Genomic DNA, 16,845 nt, shown 5'->3' on the forward strand with positions numbered 1-16,845 from the left:
GCTGATTGGGTAGAACAGCGTATTAGGCCATCTTTAAAGGGGTTGGAGTTCAGCATCATAAATGGCGACTATGCCAGCAACCGGATAATCAGTCAGGCATGGCGCCTAGCCTGGCCCCATTACTTGGCACACAAAAAGAACTCCACCCCGCATCGTTTTTCTTGTGGGAGAAAATGGGGAGATTGTGGACGCAGGCTTCCGAGCGACAGACGAAAAAAAACCGCCTTTGCGAGGCGGTTCGTTCCGTAAGCCTCGGGTTGCGACCGAGACTTGATGCATCACTGGCTACATTGACGTGCGCTCATGGTATGAATCTTTGCGCACCCTTGCAACGGTAATTTTTGTCCTTGGATGGCCGGTTGGGCTGGCACGCCTACGGCGATGAATCTGACAGAAATAACGTTTTACAAAAACAATCAGTCTCTATGCTTGAGAGGCACAAAGAGCAGCCTCGGGGCTGTGGTTTCTGGGTTAACATGCCGGCGCTCGCATGTTAGTGCTGCGGTGAGGCTTGGCGGGTGACATAACGGTTTCGCGCCCTCTGACACGGTTTTGCACCCGTGCCGGAATGATGGCTCGGAGGGTCCTCAGCCGGCCGCCTCACTGGCTACATTGACGTGTAAGCCGAAGGCACGCATGATCCGGTAAGTTTGCTGGAGGTTTGGCCCCCAACCTGGAGGCCAAAACGTATGAAGCTTTTGCTGCGTACGCTGAGCCTCGTATGGAGATTGTTTAAAGCGTTTCGCTTTTACGAGTTCCTGCGAGACCACTTTGATGACCTGAAGTAACGGTCGTTGTTGTGGGGAAAAGCCCGTTTCAGTTTCGACTGGAGCGGGTTTTTTTTGGCGGATAATGCTGTCATTAATAATATTTCTGTCAGTCACTTCATTTTGTCGCGTAAGGCATTTCGTCGGCACGTGTAGGTAACATCTGAACGAGAAGTCCGGGTCGGGAGGTAGAAGGGCAACGCCATGTATTCCACGGTCTTGGCATGGGCGGCGTAGCTGTTTTACTACTATTCGGATGGTGGCGTTGGACCGCTTGTACCTTTCGCCGGACATGTCTGCTGAACTGGATTCGACACCTCAAACACCTTTGGCAACAACAGGTCAGGACAGTCCCGTCGAGGGTGCTGATACGCTCTTTGACTACCCGGCCTTGTCGCCGAAAGAACGCGAAGTGCTGCGCTGCTGCCTGGAGGGAATGCCGGTTTCTCAAACTGCCGATAAATTCCTGCGCAGTCGCAAAACCATCAGTGGGCAGAAACAGGCCGCGATGCGTAAGTTGAATGTGCGCACCGACACCGAGCTGTTCAAGCTGCACCTGGATCTCAAGGATATCTGAGCCGGTTTCCTGGAAGATCCTGCAATACCCGGCATTCTCTATAGACAAGATGATCGCCAATACGCCAAACCCCTGATTTCGAAAGAAGTCAGGGGTTTTGTGGTTTCTGGGATTTGCCAACGTGCATGATCTGGTCGGCGGATTCTGGTTTGAGCATTACAATCGCGGTTTTATTGCCAGTAAAAGGACGACGTTCATGATCATCTCAACCACTCACGCCATCGAAGGCCGGCAGATCACCGCGTATCTGGACATTGTCAGTGCCGAGTCGGTGCAAGGCGTCAACGTGATCCGTGACATGTTCGCCGGTATGCGCGATTTTTTTGGGGGGCGGTCGCAAACGCTGGAGCGGGCATTGAAAGAAGCGCGGATTCAGGCAACGGACGAGATCAAGGAACGAGCGCGTGCCTTGCAGGCAGACGCGGTGGTCGGACTGGATTTCGAGATCAGCATGCCGGCGGGCAAGGGCGGGATGGTTGTTGTGTTTGTGACGGGTACAGCGGTGAAGTTGCGTTGAGCGGGTCGCTGCGGCGTTGAAGTTTTAGTGGGCCATTCGTCGGGCGCTGGTCGATCTGAATAACAAGTCCAGTAATGACCGGCTAGTCTCAAAATCCTGAGGGGTCGATATTTTTCAGGCGAGAGGGTTTTGCCGGTGTCGACCTGTTACGAAGGGGAGATGGCATGACTCAACCGTATATCGAAGATGATGGCGCTGAATTTTCCTTCAACAACTGCGTACGCTGCGGGCAGAGCGAGTACCAGTCGGGTTTTGGCGAAGACACGATTCAGAACCTCAAGATCAAATCCGCGGTACCGAAAGGGCCGAAGGCGAAATTCCTTCCCAAGGTGGCGCGGGCAAGAAAATAAGCTTTTTCGACATAAACCCCGTCATTGAACGGGGTTTTTTTACGTCTGATCGGTGACTTCCGAAACGTTCTGCGAATGGTTTAAATAACTCGGTTTTTTTTCACAAACTTTTCACGTAGTCCGGATTAAGGTGAAGCCATCCGTTAGAAAGCAACTCTCCAGCCCGTCTCCCCAGCGGGCTTTTTTTTGCCTGTCGTAAAACCTTTTCCAGAATCGCTGTCAAATCGGCGCCAAGTGCTCGCTGCGCTTTGGTTTCGTCTGGACTTTTGCCTTCTGGCGACATTAAATCCCGGCCCTTTTTGTATCTCTGTTTTTGAGGTTTTCGTCATGCGTTTAACATTGCCTGCTTTGGTTCTGGGCCTTCTCGTTGCTCAAGGTGCGATGGCTGCCGGTGACGGCACCGCTGCGCTGGGTGGTGGTCTGGGTGGCGCGCTGGGTAATGTTGTCGGCCAGAAAATGGGCGGCAGCACCGGTGCTGCGATTGGTGCCGGCGTCGCAGGCGCCGCGGGCAGTGCAGTGGCGGCACGCAAAGGCAGCCGGACCAAAGCGGCCATCGGCGGCGGTGTCGGCGCGGCCGGCGGTTCGGTGATTGGCAACAGCCTCGGCGGCAAGACTGGCGCTACCATTGGTGCGGGTCTGGGTGGTGCAGCCGGCGGCGCGGTTGGCAGCAATCTGTCCAAAGGGCACAAGCGTCACTGAGATTGGTTTCAGGTCAGAGAAGTCCGGCTCGATGTCGGGCTTTGCGTTGGTGAACGTTTTTCGCGTAATCGTCTCCAATAACACATAAGCCCTGCATGGGCAGCCTGTCCCAACTCGGGAACTGTGAGGTTCATATGCGTTTGTCATTATCTGCACTGTTTTTCGGATTGCTGGTGGCTCAAGGCGCGATGGCTGCCGGTGATGGTTCGGCCGCCGTTGGAGGTGGGCTGGGTGGTGTGCTGGGCAATGTGGTCGGCGGACAGCTCGGTGGCAGCACAGGTGCCGCTGTCGGTGCGGGTGTGGGTGGCGCGGCGGGCAGCGCCGTCGGGGCGAATAAGCGCAATCGCACGGAAGCCGCCATTGGCGGTGGCCTTGGCGCGGCGGGCGGCTCAGTGATCGGTAACAGCCTTGGCGGTTCGACCGGTTCGGCTGTCGGTGCAGGGTTGGGTGGTGCCGCGGGTGGTGCGCTCGGCAACAACCTGGGTGACGATGGCGGGAAGTCTCATTCCGGTGGTGGCCATAAGCATAAGAACAAGCATAAAAACAAACATCATTGATTGATGATTAAACAGAAACCCGGCCGTGTGCCGGGTTTTTCGTTTCTGCAGGTTCGACTCGGGAACGATTGACAGCAGGGCCTTTCGAACGACATACACTCCCCGAAATCATGAGGTTTGCCATGACTCCCGAAACCGAAGGCAAGGAAGAAAAAGGCTCGAGTAGGCTGCCGTTTATCAATGATCCGGGGAATGAAGATCCAGGGTCGTTGATGGATGATGCGACGGTGCCGCTGATTGATTCGGATGATGAATTGGATAGCGAGTTTGATGAGGAGGAAGATGAGCAGTGAAGGGATTTCTGGTTTGGTCTTTGGTGTCGTTAGCGGTATGAAACCTCTATTTCTCAGGGGCCTGTCGGTGCAGGCCCTGTGAGTGTTAAGTCAAATTGTGTGGTCCTTAAACTAAAAAGACTTTAACCATGAGCGATAGAAGGCCTTTTGATCCTCTATGTTGTTTGTTAGATCTTTGTCCTCGTAATCGAAAATTCGGACTATATCTTCCTCTTCTGTGGGTCGTCCTTCACTGAGTTCGTACGCAACAAGTCCGCAGGACATTTGTGAGCTCATACCCGATGGATGAACGTTTATTTTAGAACCCTTACATAAAAACGTAACTCCCGGAAATTCGGACCTCAGCGCACCAAAACAGTCAAACATGTCGTAAGACGTATAGGTTTTTTTTAGGCCATCTTTTCTTGTAAAAGTTAGTGCCCTATTCCTTCTGTCACATTCAATAAGAGCTGCTTCCAGACCTTGAGCTGTTTTAATCTGGATTTCTATCGGTTTCATTGTTTGCTCCTGTTTGGGTTGAGCACTGAATAACCTTTATAGCTGCCATCTTCGTAGACTGGCGTGGCTCCTACTATATCTTGACTTTTAACGCCCCCGGGAACTGCAATTTCTACTTCGCGTCGATGGGGTGAAAGGGCACCAAGTTCTTTGTTTACGTCAATCCCTTTAACGTTTTTCAGGACATATATATAGCCGTCGGCAATGCCGTAGCCCGTTGCAAATTTTGTTGCCTGCTTTTCTGAAAAAGAAGTACTCACGTACCAGCTTGGAGGGATTTTATTATCCAAAGCATGCAGGAAAAGATCTTTACTATCGCCCCGGGGCTCAAACCCAGCATCAAAAATTTCCCATGGTTCTCGATCATCACCGCGGTACAAATAATGGTTTTCTTGTTTTGGGGCTGGAGTTACAGGTGCTCCTTCCTCTACACCAATGTTGCTAAAAGTGTCGACTTCACGTGAAGACTTTCCGCAATTTTCCCCACCCGGACAATCACTCAACCCCAACGGATCCACCCACCCCGTCGGATTCGGCACGTACTGGTACTGATTCAACCCACCCGCCAACTTGATCGGGTCCGGCGTCAGATACCGCCCAAGCCTTGGGTCGTAGTACCGATGCCGGTTGTAATGCAGCCCACTTTCCCCATCGAAATACTGCCCCTGAAAGCGCAGTGGCTGATCCAGGTATTCCTCGGCGGCGAGGGTGATGGCGGCGACTTTGCCGTAGGCGTCGTATTGCGCCGACCAGACGATTTCGCCGCTGTAGTCGGTGAGTTCCTGCGGGGTGCCAAGGTGGTCGAGTTGGTAGTAGAACGGGCAGGCCTTTTTCGGGCCTTTGCCGTCGAGCAGCGCCAGCGGGCGGAAGGTGCCGGGCTCGTAGACGTAGCTGCGGTGATGGGTTGGGCTGCTTTCGGCGACGAGGTTATCGCCTTGCCAAAAGAACTCGGTGATGGCGCCGTCGACGGTTTTGCTGATGCGCCGGTTGAAGGCGTCGTAGCGGTAACTGGCGGTCTGGCCGTCGGGGCGGGTCAGGCCGATGAGGCGGTGTTGGCAGTCGTAGCGGTATTCGGTGACGAGTTTCTGCGCGGTGCCGCGGCGTTCGCGGATCAGGTTGCCGAAGGCGTCGTAGTCGTAGTGGCGGTCACCCTGCATCAGCAGGCGGTTGCCTTTGATCTGCGTCGGCCCGGAGCGGTCCTGCATGAGCAGGTTGCCGGCCGGGTCGTGGGCGAAGGATTCCGGCAGTTCGTCGCGCGAGTGACGCACGCGGATCAAGCGGTCGAGGGCGTCATAGCCGTAGGTGCGTTGGCCGTGGCGGGTGTCGGCGATGTGCTCCAGATTGCCGTTGGCGCTGTAGGCATAGTCGCGGCGGTACAGCGAATCGTGTTGATGACCTACGGCATGGGCGAGCAAGCGGCCCTGATCGTCGTAGGTATATTCGCTGAGCAGCAGGCCTTGCTGGCGTTGTTGTTCGCGACCGGACTGGTAAACGTGGCGGGTCAGTGACGCGCCGTTGAGGTCGATGGCTCTGAGCGCGCCGCCCTTGGCATGGTGATAATCGAGTTTGCTGTTGTCCGGCAGGCGCATGCGTTTGAGCTGGCCGCAGGTGTCATAGGCATAACGCAGGGTGCCCCAGCCCTGATGCTCGGTGATCAGCCGGTCCTGCAGGTCGTACTCAAAGGCCAGGGGATGTTTCTGGCCGTCATCGACGCCGGTTAAACGGCCGAGGCAGTCGTAGCGGTATTCGACCTTGATCCCGTCGGGCAGGGTTTTGACCAGCAGGCGGCCGGCGGTATCGCGTTCGTATCCGGTGACCAACGTCGAGCCGTCATCGCCGAATTCGGTCTTTTCCAGCAGATGACCGTTGAGGTCATAGGCGTAGGCCGTGCGCCGCCCATCGAAACCGGTTTCCTGTCGGATCAGTCCGGTGGGCGTGTAGTCCAGAAGGTACTTTTCGCCGGACTCGTTTTCGATTTCCGTCAGCAGCAGTCGCGCATGGTCGTAGCGGTATTGCACCCGCGTGCCGTCAGGATTGATCCGTCGGGAGACCAGATGCAGGTCGTCGTCATATTCGTAGCGAGTGATGCGGCCGAGTTCGTCGCGTTCGGCGGTGACCTGGTTGTAAGCGCCGTAGCTGTAGGTGCGGGTGGCCCCCGTAGGAGAAGTCGTCTGGATCAGTCGGCCAACGGCGTCCCAGTGCTGACGCGTGATCGCGCCGTGTTCGTCCTGCGTTGTGCTCCGCCGCCCCAGCGCATCGTAGGAAAAGCGCCGCACACCGCCATCGGGCAGGGTTTCTTCAACCAACTGGCCGAGCGTGTTCCAGACCAAAACATGCCGACTGGTGTCCGGATAGCGGATCGACAGTAACTGCCCACGCGCATCGTAGTGGTAATGCGTGACCTGCCCGTCTGGATCAACCGCTTCGGTAACATCACCCTGGGCATTGCGCCGGTACGTCCACACCGCCTCGCCGCGAGAGCGGCTGTGCAGGAAACCATTGCGGTATTCGTAGGACGTCGGCTCGTCGTCCGGCGGAAGCAGCGCAATCAGGCGTCCGACGTCGTCGTAGCGGTATTCGGTGACGGCGCCGAGCGGATCCTGCTCGGCGATCAAACGCCCCGCGTCGTCGTAGGCCTTGAGGTGCTCGCCACCGTCGGCCTCGACCTTGCGCACCAGCCGCGCACGGTCGTCGTGCACGTAAGTTTCTTCGGTGCCATCGACGTAATGCACCGCGACACTGCCGTCGTCGGACCAGACGTACCGCGTGTTCATCTGCGAGAACGACGCCCAGTGGCGCACGCAGCGGGCAGCCTTGCTTGAGCGCTCCCATTTCCAGAAGAAACTCGCGCCACCGGTCAGCTGACGCTGAAGAATGACATGCTGATCGTCGTAGTCGTAACGCTCGCTGTCGCCAACGGCGTTAGAGGCTTCGATCAGGTGCTGATAGGCGTCGTAGCGGTAACTGGCAAGGGTTTGTTCGGTGTGCCAGCCACCCTCACAAAACGTTTGGTAATCAACGCCGACCAGATGAGCCCGCTCATAACGCAACAGCAGCGCCCGACCCGCCCCGTTATCCAGTCGCTGAACCCTGTCGGATCGATCCCGCTGCACGGTCAGACGATTGCCATACCCATCACTGACCGCCGTCAGCCGCCCGACCCGAAAGTGATAAAACCGCGCCGTGTCCCCCGCCAGCGCGAGAATCAGTTCCTCAGGCTCATCTCCTAGAAAAATCGCCGCCCGCGACAAACTGTTGTGAATCGCCGGCCGTTCAGCACTCGGCACTGGAAACCGCGTGCGCCGATTTTCGTGATCCACCCAAACAACAAAATCACCATCGAACTCCAGCCGATGCGCCAGCGAATGACTCCAGCCAAAGCCCAGCCCGACATCGATTTCGGCAGCACTGGTGCGATACAAGCGGGTGAACTCGAACGGCAGCAGTCCATCGAGCGTGCCATCCGTCAGGGTCAGCAGTTCCTCGCCAGTGACCATCGACACCGGGCAGCCGTTGGTGCAGGTCGAGGGCACGCAGTCGGCGCTGTCGCCGTTGGGGTTTTTAGCCTGATCGGGCTTATCGTCGTGAGGTTCATGGCGCTCCATCCGGCTCATGCCATGCGACTTGTCCCGTGCGAGAGGCGCCGGGTTCGGCACCGTCAACACCAAGGAATCCGCCTGACGAATGTTCAGCGGTATCGACGGCGTCGGTTTCAACTCAACGTCACGCACATTGAGCATCAGCGGTTTCAGTGCGCTTGCATGCTTGTTCAGTTCGGGCGCAGAGCTCAGTTCCGCCAGGCGCAACGCCGAAGCCGCCAGCCATTCCCGCGCGCGAGGGGATTTGATCTTCGCCAGCACTTTGCTGCTCAACCGCAGTGGCACGCCGACGCCGCCCGATACCCGCATCAACAGAAAGCTGATCAGCAGTTCGACACGAACCTCGGCTACCACCTCAGCGAGGTACTGCGGTGGCAGCATCTTCAGCCAACTGGTGAAGGCCGCCAGATGTATAAACAGCAGTGGCTCGTCGCTGAGGATCAACAAACCGTTGGCAATGGCTTCGCTGGAGGCTTGCAGCAGAGCGTCCAGTTCGACCTCGGTCAGGTACTCCAGCAGCTTTTCGCTGTTGACCTGCAAGTCGGCGAGCAGGGCGAACAGTTGCTTGATGTCATCCCAGACACCGTGCAGGGCCTTCTCGAATCCGCGCCAATCCGCCTGTTGCAATTGACCGTAACGGTGGAGAAATCCTGCGCTGGAGAACTCTGTCCACAACGGCTGAAACCCGTCCCACTCCTGGCGCAACCAGACTTCCAGCCCGTCGAGCATGCCTTGATACGAGGCATACAGCGCTTGCACATGCTGGCTGGAAACATCGGGAAAGAAGGTGATGCGATAACGCTGGCCCCGGTCGCAGTCGGTCACCTCCAGAATGCCGCTCGGGCCGATTTCATAGTGCTGCGGGGCGCCGAAGGTCAGAACGCCGCCGACATCGGAAATCACCGGTTCGAGCGTCAGTGGGGTGTTGCCGATGGGGACGAAGCGAGCAGCCTCGAACATGTGTACCAATGTCAAAGTCCCGCTGGCGGGGCACATGAATACGGATGAACTGATGGGTTTACGGCTTTTGATCGGCGCACTGAGGTGAACGTCGTTGCCGACTCTGAACACCTGCTCGATGTCCAGCATCGACCCCGTCCAGAATTGCTCGGCCCAGGCGTCGTAGTTGTTCAGGCTCAGGCGAAACTCCCGGATCAACCTTTCGAAGTCCGGGTGTTCTGGATTCAGGGCGGCAACCACCAGCAGGCCGATGCTGTTGTTCAAGGCCAGAAGCCGATCGGTTTGGAACATTTGCAGGCACTCGCGCACGTCAAAAGAGGTGCGCGGACTTTGCGGGGGATCAAAAAGTAAAGAAGTCGGGCAAGTAGGGTATGTATGTAGGATTTTTCGCTAAATACTCGCGAGTAGTTCAGCGCCCCAACGGACATTGCCCGTTGCTCAATGCCTGTTACGCTCGTTATGCTGCTGAACCCATTAATCAGATCCGAGCAGCGGCGCTATTCGCCGCCCGGGATGTCTTTGATAACGGATCCGATGATGAATGCACCGCTGAAGGCGTTCGGCCCGATCAAGGCCGTGATTTTCGATATGGACGGTTTGCTGCTGGACACTGAGGGCATTTACACCGAGGTCACCTCGCTGATTGCCGGTCGATACGGGCGGACCTTCGACTGGAGCATCAAGCAAAACATCATTGGCCGCGGTGCCAACGATCTGGCCAATTACGTGGTGCAGGCGCTTGATCTGCCGATCACCGCCGAAGAGTTTCTAGTAATCCGCGAACCGCTGATGCGTGAGCGTTTCCCCTCGGCGCAAGCGATGCCGGGCGCGGAGGAACTGATTCGCCACCTCAAGGCGCACAACATTCCAATCGCTGTGGGCACCAGTTCGTCGCGTCAGTCGTTCGGTCAGAAAACCACGTTGCACCGCGACTGGTTCGCGCTGTTCGATTTCATCGTCACGGCGGACGACCCGGAAGTGGGGGCAGCCAAACCCGCGCCGGATATTTTCCTCACGGCGGCCCGGCGTCTGGGTGTCGCGCCCGAGGATTGTCTGGTGTTCGAAGATTCGCCGTTTGGCGTGACCGCGGCGAAAGCGGCAGGCATGACCGCCATCGCCATTCCGGATGCCGCCATGGCCGATGAAAAATACGCACACGCCGACGGGATTCTTCGCTCGTTGAAAGCGTTCACCCCGAGCACTTGTGGTTTGCCGGCACTGGAATGGGCCTGATCGGGCGATAAAGCTATAAACAAAAACGCCGCCCCTCAATTAAATGAGGGACGGCGTTTTTCGTACAGGTAACTCAGTCAAATCAGGCGCCGAAGCCACCGTCGATCGTCAGGCTGGCGCCGGTGATGTATCCGGCTTCCGGGCCTGCCAGATAAGCGACGAAACTGGCGATTTCTTCGGCCTTGCCGTAGCGACCCACGGCCATCAGAGGAATCAGGCTTTCGGCGAAGTCACCGTGCGCCGGGTTCATGTCGGTGTCGACCGGCCCAGGCTGCACGTTGTTGATGGTGATGCCGCGTGGGCCGAGATCGCGTGCCAGGCCTTTGGTCAGGCCAACCAGCGCCGATTTGCTCATCGCATACACGCCGCCACCGGCGAAGGGCATGCGGTCGGCGTTGGTGCTGCCGATGTTGATGATTCGCGCGCCTTCGCCCATGTGTTTGGCGGCTTCCTGGGAGGCGATGAATACGCTGCGAATGTTGATTGCCACGGTCTGGTCGAAATCTTCCAGTTTGAAGTCTTCCAGTGGGGCGACGGCCAGTACGCCGGCGTTGTTGACCAGAATGTCGAGGCGGCCAAAGGCTTCGACGGTGGCGCTGACCGCATGACGGATGGCAGCGGCGTCAGCGCTGTCAGCTTTGATCGCCAAGGCTTTGCCGCCAGTTGCGGTGATGCTGTTTTGCAACTCTTCAGCTTTTGCGGTGGAGCTTACGTAAGTGAAGGCGACAGCAGCGCCTTCAGCCGCGAGGCGTTTGACGATGGCAGCGCCGATGCCACGGGAACCGCCTTGAATCAGAGCGACTTTGCCGCTGAGATGTTGAGTGGTCATGTTCGATCTCCAGAATATTCAAGGCGGGATGCCTTGTTGTTGGAGCCGAGTATCAACCTCTGATCCACAACCCACTAGCCCATGATTGCTATAGTCTGTGTAAACCAAAAGTTTACAGTGGCGACCATGGAAAACTTCAACAGTATCGAATGCTTCGTGCGCAGCGCCGAAGTTGGCAGTTTTGCCGAAGCGGCGCGGCGTTTGAGTCTGACCCCGGCAGCGGTCGGTAAAAGCGTGGCGAAACTCGAAGCCAGGCTAGGCGTGCGGTTGTTTCAGCGCAGCACCCGCAGTCTGACGTTGACTGAGGCGGGGCAGCTGTTTTTGAGTCAGGTCAGTGCCAGTTTGACCACGATCCAGAACGCCGTGGCCAATCTGGCCAGTGTCGAAGGCCTGCCAGCAGGGACTTTGAAAGTCAGTATGGGCACGGTGTTCGGGCGCTTGTATGTCGTGCCGTTGCTGGAAGAGTTTTTACGTCGATTTCCGGCGATCAACCCTGATTGGCATTTTGATAACCGTCAGGTCGATTTAATCGGGCAGGGTTTCGATGCGGCGATTGGCGGGGGATTTGAATTGCCCCAAGGCGTCGTCGCACGCAAATTGGCACCTGCACATCGAGTGTTGGTGGCGTCTGCTGACTATCTGGAAAAGCACGCAGCGATCATCGAGCCGGATGACCTGCAATATCACGATGGCATTCTGATTCGGTCGCCGCAAACCGGTCGAGTACGCTCTTGGCAATTGATCAGTAATGGCAGTCAGCTCTGTCGACCATTGACCCTGAAGACGCGAATGACCATGAGCGACTCCGAGGCCGCCTGCGCTACGGCAGCGCAAGGTTTGGGGATTGCACTGGTCAGCATGCCGTTTGCCGTGGGTTATCTCCAGGCGGGTACGTTGCAGCGCGTGCTTCCGGAGTGGTACATCGATGACGGCAACATTTCGATCTACTACGCCGAACATAAATTGTTGCCGGGCAAGACGCGGGCGTTTGTCGATTTTGTGATCGAGCAGTTTGCGCAGCAGGGGTTGGCTCGGCGGTTCAGTGCTGTTTGATTCCGTGCAATAGAGCTCCTGCCTCGATATTGATGAAGGCAGGAGCTGGCTCAAGAATGCATTAATGATTCTTAGGCGTTAAGGACACCAAGTTGGCCCGCATAGAGAAGCAGCGGTAGCTGCGGTGCTATTCAGGACTGCCAAGGTGCAGCCAAGGATCAGTAATGTATACAGACGAGCCGTTGCATTTTTCATGTTTACCTTCCTGGAGTTGCGTTGAAGCAACAGGAACTGCCATCAATCGAGTTGCCGAGTCAGAAGTGAGCGCGCATCCCGTGATCTGCACAACTGTAAGAAGTATCAGGCGGCAATCTGGTTCAGATTACCCTCCTGCCGGTTGACTGCTCTAGCAGGCGTATTGACAGAGCACTCTCCAAAAGGATTGCGTTTCAAATCTCTGACAAACGGTTCTTCTCAGCGCGCAAACCGCTCCGGCCAACCCACAATTTTTTTCGGTCGAGGCGTCGCATAAGTCCGCACCTTGGATGTCGACAACCCCAACCGTACCAGCGCCTCAGCAATGGTCACCGCCGCCGTCACCCCATCCACCACCGGCACCCCGGTGCGTCGACGAATCTGCTCGTCCAGCCCGGCCATGCCGCCACAACCGAGGCAAATCACCTCGGCCTTGTCCTGCGTCACCGCCAATTCCGCCTGATGCACGATCGCTTCCAGCGCGCGGTGCGGTTCATGCTCCAACTCCAAAACCGCCAAACCACTGGCCCGCACAGAGGCGCAGCGATCCCACAGACCGGACAACTTCAGTCGATCCTCGATCAGCGGTACGGTGCGATCCAGCGTGGTCACCACTGAATACGCGTGCCCCAGAAACATCGCCGTACTGGCCGCCGCGTCAGTAATGTCCACCACCGGCACATTGAGCAATTCCTGCAAGCCTTCGCGGCCATGTTCGCCATAGCCGGCCTGAATCACCGCATCGAACGGCTGGTCGTAGGACATCACCCGATCCATCACGGCGATGGCGGCCAGGTAGCTTTCAAAGTTGCCCTCAATCGAATCGGCGCCGAAATACGGCGTGAGACCGACAATCTCTGTACCGGGCGACGCGACAGTCTGCGCCGAGCGGGCGATGGCCTGGGTGATGGATTCGGTGGTGTTGACGTTGACCACAAGAATACGCATGGGAAGTCCTTTTTGGCAGGGTGGTTCTGCGGCCCGAAAGGCGGGCCGCGAGGATTTAGTGGCAGGCGTTATCGACCGCGAAGGATTCGCCGCTGACGTCGGCGTAGTACGGTTCGCGTTTGGCGATGATCAGGTAGAGCATTCCGGCGATCCCGGCACCGATCAGCCAGGAGAACGGCGAAATACTGTGGAACCCCGGTACCAGCGCCAGGACGATGGCGATCAGTGCCGCCGGAATAAACGCCGCCACGGCGCGGAAATTGACGCCGCGGCTGTAGTAATAAGTGCCGTTCGGGTCTTCGCTGTAGAGTTGCGGGACGTTGATCCGGCCTTTGCGGATCAACCAGTAGTCGACCATGATCACCCCGTACAACGGGCCGAGCAGGGCGCCGAGGCCGGACAGGAAATACACGATTACCAACGGGCTGTTGTAGAGGTTCCACGGCAGGATAAGTACGGCGATGGTCGCGCTGATCAGCCCGGCCCGGCGGAAGGTCAGGTACTTGGGCGCCAGGTTGCTGAGGACGAACGCCGGGGCGACGAAGTTGGCCATGATGTTCACCGCCACGGTGACGATCAGGAACGCCAGGCAACCCAGCACCAGGAAGAACGTGTTGGGAATCGAGGCAATGATCTCGGTCGGGCTTTCGATGATTCGGCCGTTGATCTGGAATTGCGCGCCGCACAGCAGGACGGTAATCGCCGCGAACAGCAGAATGTTCACCGGCAAACCCCAGAAATTTCCGACCTTGATGGTTTTTCGGCAGGGCGAGGAGCGGGCGAAGTCGCAGAAGTTGAGGATCAGCGTGCCGTAGATCGCCAGCCACAGCGCGCCGCCGGCAAAGATGTTGCGCCACATCTCGCCACCGCTCAGCGGTTCGCGGATCGACCAGGCGATGGTTGCGTTGGCTTGCGTGTACATCCAGGCGGCGAGGGCGGCGACGGTCAGCAAAATCACCGGCCCGGCAAACGCTTCGTAACGGCGGACCATTTCCATGCCGTAGGCGAGGATTGCCAGTTGCACGAACCAGATCGCCACGAAACACACCCAGCCCAACGTCGACAGGCCGAGGATCGAGTTGTGGTCGTATTCAGCGAAGCCGGGATGCACCGCCGTGAGTAAAACCCTGAAAACAACCGACGCCAGATACGTCTGAATCCCGAACCAGGCGATGGCGATAACTGCCCGGATCAGCGCAGGAATTTGCGCCCCGTGGATGCCAAAACTGATCCGGCTGATCACCGGGAACGGCACCCCGGTTTTCTGCCCCATGTAGCCGGACAGGTTCATGAAGAAATACACCAGCGCCGCGCCGATCCCCAGCGACAGCAGAATCTGCCAGCCCCCCAGGCCCAAGGCGTAGAGGCCGATGGCGAATGAGTAGTTGGCGATGTTGTGCACGTCGTTCGTCCACAGGGCGAAGATGCTGTATTTGCCCCAGCGCCGGCCTTCGGCCTTGGTCGGTGCCAGGTCGCTGTTGTGCAGGCGGGGGCTCAGTTGCAGCGGCTCGACCAGTCCGTCGAGCGGCAAGGGTTGATCGAGTGCAGAGGAGGGCAGATTCAGCGCGATGTTGTTGGAGAGACTTGTACGCATTCCGGCAGGCTCCTGATGTTCAGGGCCGCGATGACTGTGCATGAGCCGCCAGGCTCGACATATCTTCGTCGCGGCAGTGAAAGCATCGCTGGTTACGGGGCATCTGCAGCCTGTACGGGATAGGGCGCTTCAGGCTTGCGGATCGAAGTGTGCATGTTTTGCAGTTTTGTATACAAAACATGTATGCACTAAAGCCAGATTTGTGCCAGTTGGCGATCTATGGGCAGCATTGCTCATTTCGAAAAGTTATCGACTGGCGCTAAGTGCCTGAAATCAGGTGAGTAAAAATTGACCCCTTGAACAGGTATTTATTTTTTGCAGAAGAGTTTGGCGGGGATGGAGCGAGCGGGCTTTTTAGAAGGGATGTAACTTTTCAGGGCGTGAAAATAAAAAGTGCACACATAAATGGCACTGATGGTGACAGTTATGTGTACACGTTTTTTGAGGTTTCACAGAACACTGTAGGAGTGAGCCTGCTCGCGATAGCGGTGTATCAGTCCAGGAGTTTCTCGGCTGACACACCGCTATCGCGAGCAGGCTCACTCCTACAAGGGGAAATCATCGGGGCAGAGAATTACGCCTTGCTGATGATATTCCCCGCATGCAACCCGCACTCTTTCTGGGTCGCTTCTTCCCACCACCAGCGGCCTTCGCGCTCGTGCTGGTTTGGCAGAACCGGGCGGGTGCACGGCTCGCAGCCGATGCTGATGAAGCCGCGCTCGTGCAGGCTGTTGTAAGGCAGTTCCAGCATGCGAATGTAGCCCCAGATCTCTTCGCTGGTCATCTGCGCCAGCGGGTTGAACTTGTACAGGGGGCGCTCCGGTGTGGAGAACGCGGTGTCGATTTCCATCACCGCCACGGCACTGCGAGTGCCCGGGCTCTGGTCGCGGCGTTGGCCGGTGGCCCAGGCTTTGACGCCGGACAGTTTGCGGCGCAGCGGTTCGATCTTGCGGATCCCGCAGCACTCGCCGTGGCCGTCCTTGTAGAAGCTGAACAAGCCTTTCTCCTTCACGAACGGTTCCAGTTTCGTGTAGTCCGGCGAGACCAGTTCGATGTCGATCTTGTAGTGCTCGCGCACCTGATCGATGAAGCGATAGGTCTCAGGATGCAGGCGGCCGGTGTCGAGACTGAACACCTTGACGTTCTTGTTCAGCTTCCAGGCCATGTCCACCAGCACCACATCCTCGGCGCCGCTGAAAGATATCCACAGGTCATCGCCGAACTCGGCAAACGCGAGTTTCAGGATGTCTTGGGCGGATTTGTTGGCATAGGTCGTGGCGAGTTCCACGACATCGAACGTTGGGCTCATCAGGGCGGCTTCCTACAGGTCGGTGGCGCTGGGCGCTCTATATGGCGGCGATGTTAACAAAAAGCAGCGCCGGGCGGGACGTGCTGTGCGTTGCGCGGCTTTGGTGGAGCCGCTAGAGTTCGGGCTCGCTCGACTCAATAATCAATACAAACGGGAGTGTCTTGTGGAAATTGCTTGCCTGGATCTTGAAGGGGTGTTGGTGCCGGAAATCTGGATTGCCTTCGCTGAAAAAACCGGAATCGAATCCCTCAAGGCCACCACCCGGGACATTCCCGACTACGACGTACTGATGAAGCAGCGCCTGCGCATCCTCGATGAGCATGGTCTGAAGCTCTCGGACATTCAGGAAGTGATCGCCACGCTCAAGCCGCTGGACGGCGCGGTAGACTTCGTCAACTGGCTGCGTGAGCGCTTTCAGGTGGTGATTCTGTCGGACACTTTCTATGAGTTCTCCCAGCCGCTGATGCGTCAACTGGGCTTCCCGACCTTGCTGTGCCATCGCCTGATTACTGATGAAACCGGGCGGGTGACCAGCTATCAGTTGCGTCAGAAAGATCCCAAGCGTCAGTCGGTGCTGGCCTTCAAGAGTTTGTATTACCGGGTGATTGCGGCGGGTGATTCGTATAACGATACGACCATGCTGGGCGAGGCGGATGCGGGGATTCTGTTCCATGCGCCGGACAATGTGATCCGTGAGTTCCCGCAGTTTCCGGCGGTGCATACGTTTGCTGAGTTGAAGCAGGAATTCCTCAAGGCTTCGAACAGAGCGTTGAGTTTGTAGTCGTCTGAAAAGACGCCATCGCGAGCAGGTTCACTCCTACACGGGAACGCATTCCAAATGTAGGAGTGAGCCTGCTCGCGATGGCT

General features: G+C 57.4%; 16 protein-coding genes. 9 read left to right on the top strand and 7 right to left on the bottom strand.

What is annotated here, in order from left to right:
* Positions 1 to 587: 587 nt before the first annotated feature.
* The gene (locus tag PSH79_RS08990) at positions 588 to 884 is read right to left on the bottom strand and encodes a hypothetical protein (protein ID WP_305442235.1); all 297 of its coding nucleotides are present in this window, start codon (positions 882 to 884) and stop codon (positions 588 to 590) included.
* Between the two features lie 148 nt (positions 885 to 1,032).
* Here PSH79_RS08990 and PSH79_RS08995 point away from each other — a divergent pair, with 148 nt between their 5' ends.
* The 6 genes from PSH79_RS08995 (at position 1,033) to PSH79_RS09020 (ending at position 3,760) form a co-directional block, all read left to right on the top strand.
* Positions 1,033 to 1,344: a helix-turn-helix domain-containing protein gene (locus PSH79_RS08995; RefSeq protein ID WP_305442236.1), complete on the top strand. Its 312-nt coding sequence runs from the start codon at positions 1,033 to 1,035 to the stop codon at positions 1,342 to 1,344.
* Positions 1,345 to 1,540: 196 nt separating this feature from the next.
* Positions 1,541 to 1,861 carry a YbjQ family protein gene (locus tag PSH79_RS09000; RefSeq protein WP_047300625.1) on the top strand — a complete coding sequence of 107 codons (321 nt, stop codon included), beginning with the start codon at positions 1,541 to 1,543 and terminating at the stop codon, positions 1,859 to 1,861.
* Between the two features lie 164 nt (positions 1,862 to 2,025).
* Complete coding sequence (locus PSH79_RS09005; protein WP_305442237.1) at positions 2,026 to 2,211, top strand: hypothetical protein; 186 nt, start codon at positions 2,026 to 2,028, stop codon at positions 2,209 to 2,211.
* Positions 2,212 to 2,538: 327 nt separating this feature from the next.
* A complete protein-coding gene (locus PSH79_RS09010; RefSeq protein WP_007914079.1) occupies positions 2,539 to 2,910 on the top strand; it encodes a glycine zipper domain-containing protein in 372 nt (123 codons plus the stop codon).
* 134 nt (positions 2,911 to 3,044) lie between these two features.
* Positions 3,045 to 3,467, top strand: a complete 423-nt coding sequence (locus PSH79_RS09015) for a glycine zipper domain-containing protein (protein ID WP_305442238.1) — start codon at positions 3,045 to 3,047, stop codon at positions 3,465 to 3,467.
* Positions 3,468 to 3,589: 122 nt separating this feature from the next.
* Positions 3,590 to 3,760, top strand: a complete 171-nt coding sequence (locus tag PSH79_RS09020; RefSeq protein ID WP_305442239.1) for a hypothetical protein — start codon at positions 3,590 to 3,592, stop codon at positions 3,758 to 3,760.
* 111 nt (positions 3,761 to 3,871) lie between these two features.
* On the opposite strand, the gene PSH79_RS09025 is transcribed toward PSH79_RS09020, so the two are convergent.
* Positions 3,872 to 4,258, bottom strand: a complete 387-nt coding sequence (locus tag PSH79_RS09025; RefSeq protein WP_305442240.1) for a hypothetical protein — start codon at positions 4,256 to 4,258, stop codon at positions 3,872 to 3,874.
* Positions 4,255 to 9,108 (bottom strand): RHS repeat-associated core domain-containing protein, encoded by a 4,854-nt coding sequence (locus PSH79_RS09030; RefSeq protein ID WP_305442241.1) that lies wholly within the window; start codon positions 9,106 to 9,108, stop codon positions 4,255 to 4,257. The genes PSH79_RS09025 and PSH79_RS09030 overlap by 4 nt, the downstream gene beginning before the upstream one ends.
* Before the next feature lie 246 nt (positions 9,109 to 9,354).
* Between PSH79_RS09030 and PSH79_RS09035 the strand changes: the two genes are divergently transcribed.
* A complete protein-coding gene (locus tag PSH79_RS09035; protein WP_305442242.1) occupies positions 9,355 to 10,050 on the top strand; it encodes an HAD-IA family hydrolase in 696 nt (231 codons plus the stop codon).
* Between the two features lie 82 nt (positions 10,051 to 10,132).
* On the opposite strand, the gene PSH79_RS09040 is transcribed toward PSH79_RS09035, so the two are convergent.
* Positions 10,133 to 10,879: a 3-oxoacyl-ACP reductase family protein gene (locus PSH79_RS09040; RefSeq protein ID WP_305442243.1), complete on the bottom strand. Its 747-nt coding sequence runs from the start codon at positions 10,877 to 10,879 to the stop codon at positions 10,133 to 10,135.
* A 126-nt stretch (positions 10,880 to 11,005) separates the two neighbouring features.
* Here PSH79_RS09040 and PSH79_RS09045 point away from each other — a divergent pair, with 126 nt between their 5' ends.
* Positions 11,006 to 11,932: a LysR family transcriptional regulator gene (locus PSH79_RS09045; RefSeq protein ID WP_305442244.1), complete on the top strand. Its 927-nt coding sequence runs from the start codon at positions 11,006 to 11,008 to the stop codon at positions 11,930 to 11,932.
* Positions 11,933 to 12,346: 414 nt separating this feature from the next.
* Here the strand turns inward: PSH79_RS09045 and PSH79_RS09050 are convergent, their stop codons facing one another.
* The 3 genes from PSH79_RS09050 to PSH79_RS09060 form a co-directional block, all read right to left on the bottom strand.
* A complete protein-coding gene (locus PSH79_RS09050; protein WP_305442245.1) occupies positions 12,347 to 13,075 on the bottom strand; it encodes an aspartate/glutamate racemase family protein in 729 nt (242 codons plus the stop codon).
* A 55-nt stretch (positions 13,076 to 13,130) separates the two neighbouring features.
* Positions 13,131 to 14,669 carry an NCS1 family nucleobase:cation symporter-1 gene (locus PSH79_RS09055; protein ID WP_305442247.1) on the bottom strand — a complete coding sequence of 513 codons (1,539 nt, stop codon included), beginning with the start codon at positions 14,667 to 14,669 and terminating at the stop codon, positions 13,131 to 13,133.
* A gap of 574 nt (positions 14,670 to 15,243) precedes the next feature.
* Positions 15,244 to 15,978, bottom strand: coding sequence for a phosphoadenylyl-sulfate reductase (locus tag PSH79_RS09060; RefSeq protein WP_305442249.1), 735 nt, complete (start codon positions 15,976 to 15,978; stop codon positions 15,244 to 15,246).
* Between the two features lie 163 nt (positions 15,979 to 16,141).
* Between PSH79_RS09060 and thrH the strand changes: the two genes are divergently transcribed.
* Positions 16,142 to 16,759, top strand: coding sequence for a bifunctional phosphoserine phosphatase/homoserine phosphotransferase ThrH (thrH, locus tag PSH79_RS09065; protein WP_305442250.1), 618 nt, complete (start codon positions 16,142 to 16,144; stop codon positions 16,757 to 16,759).
* The last annotated feature ends 86 nt before the right edge of the window (positions 16,760 to 16,845 follow it).

It is taken from the genome of Pseudomonas sp. FP2196, from assembly GCF_030687715.1.
Classification (GTDB): domain Bacteria; phylum Pseudomonadota; class Gammaproteobacteria; order Pseudomonadales; family Pseudomonadaceae; genus Aquipseudomonas.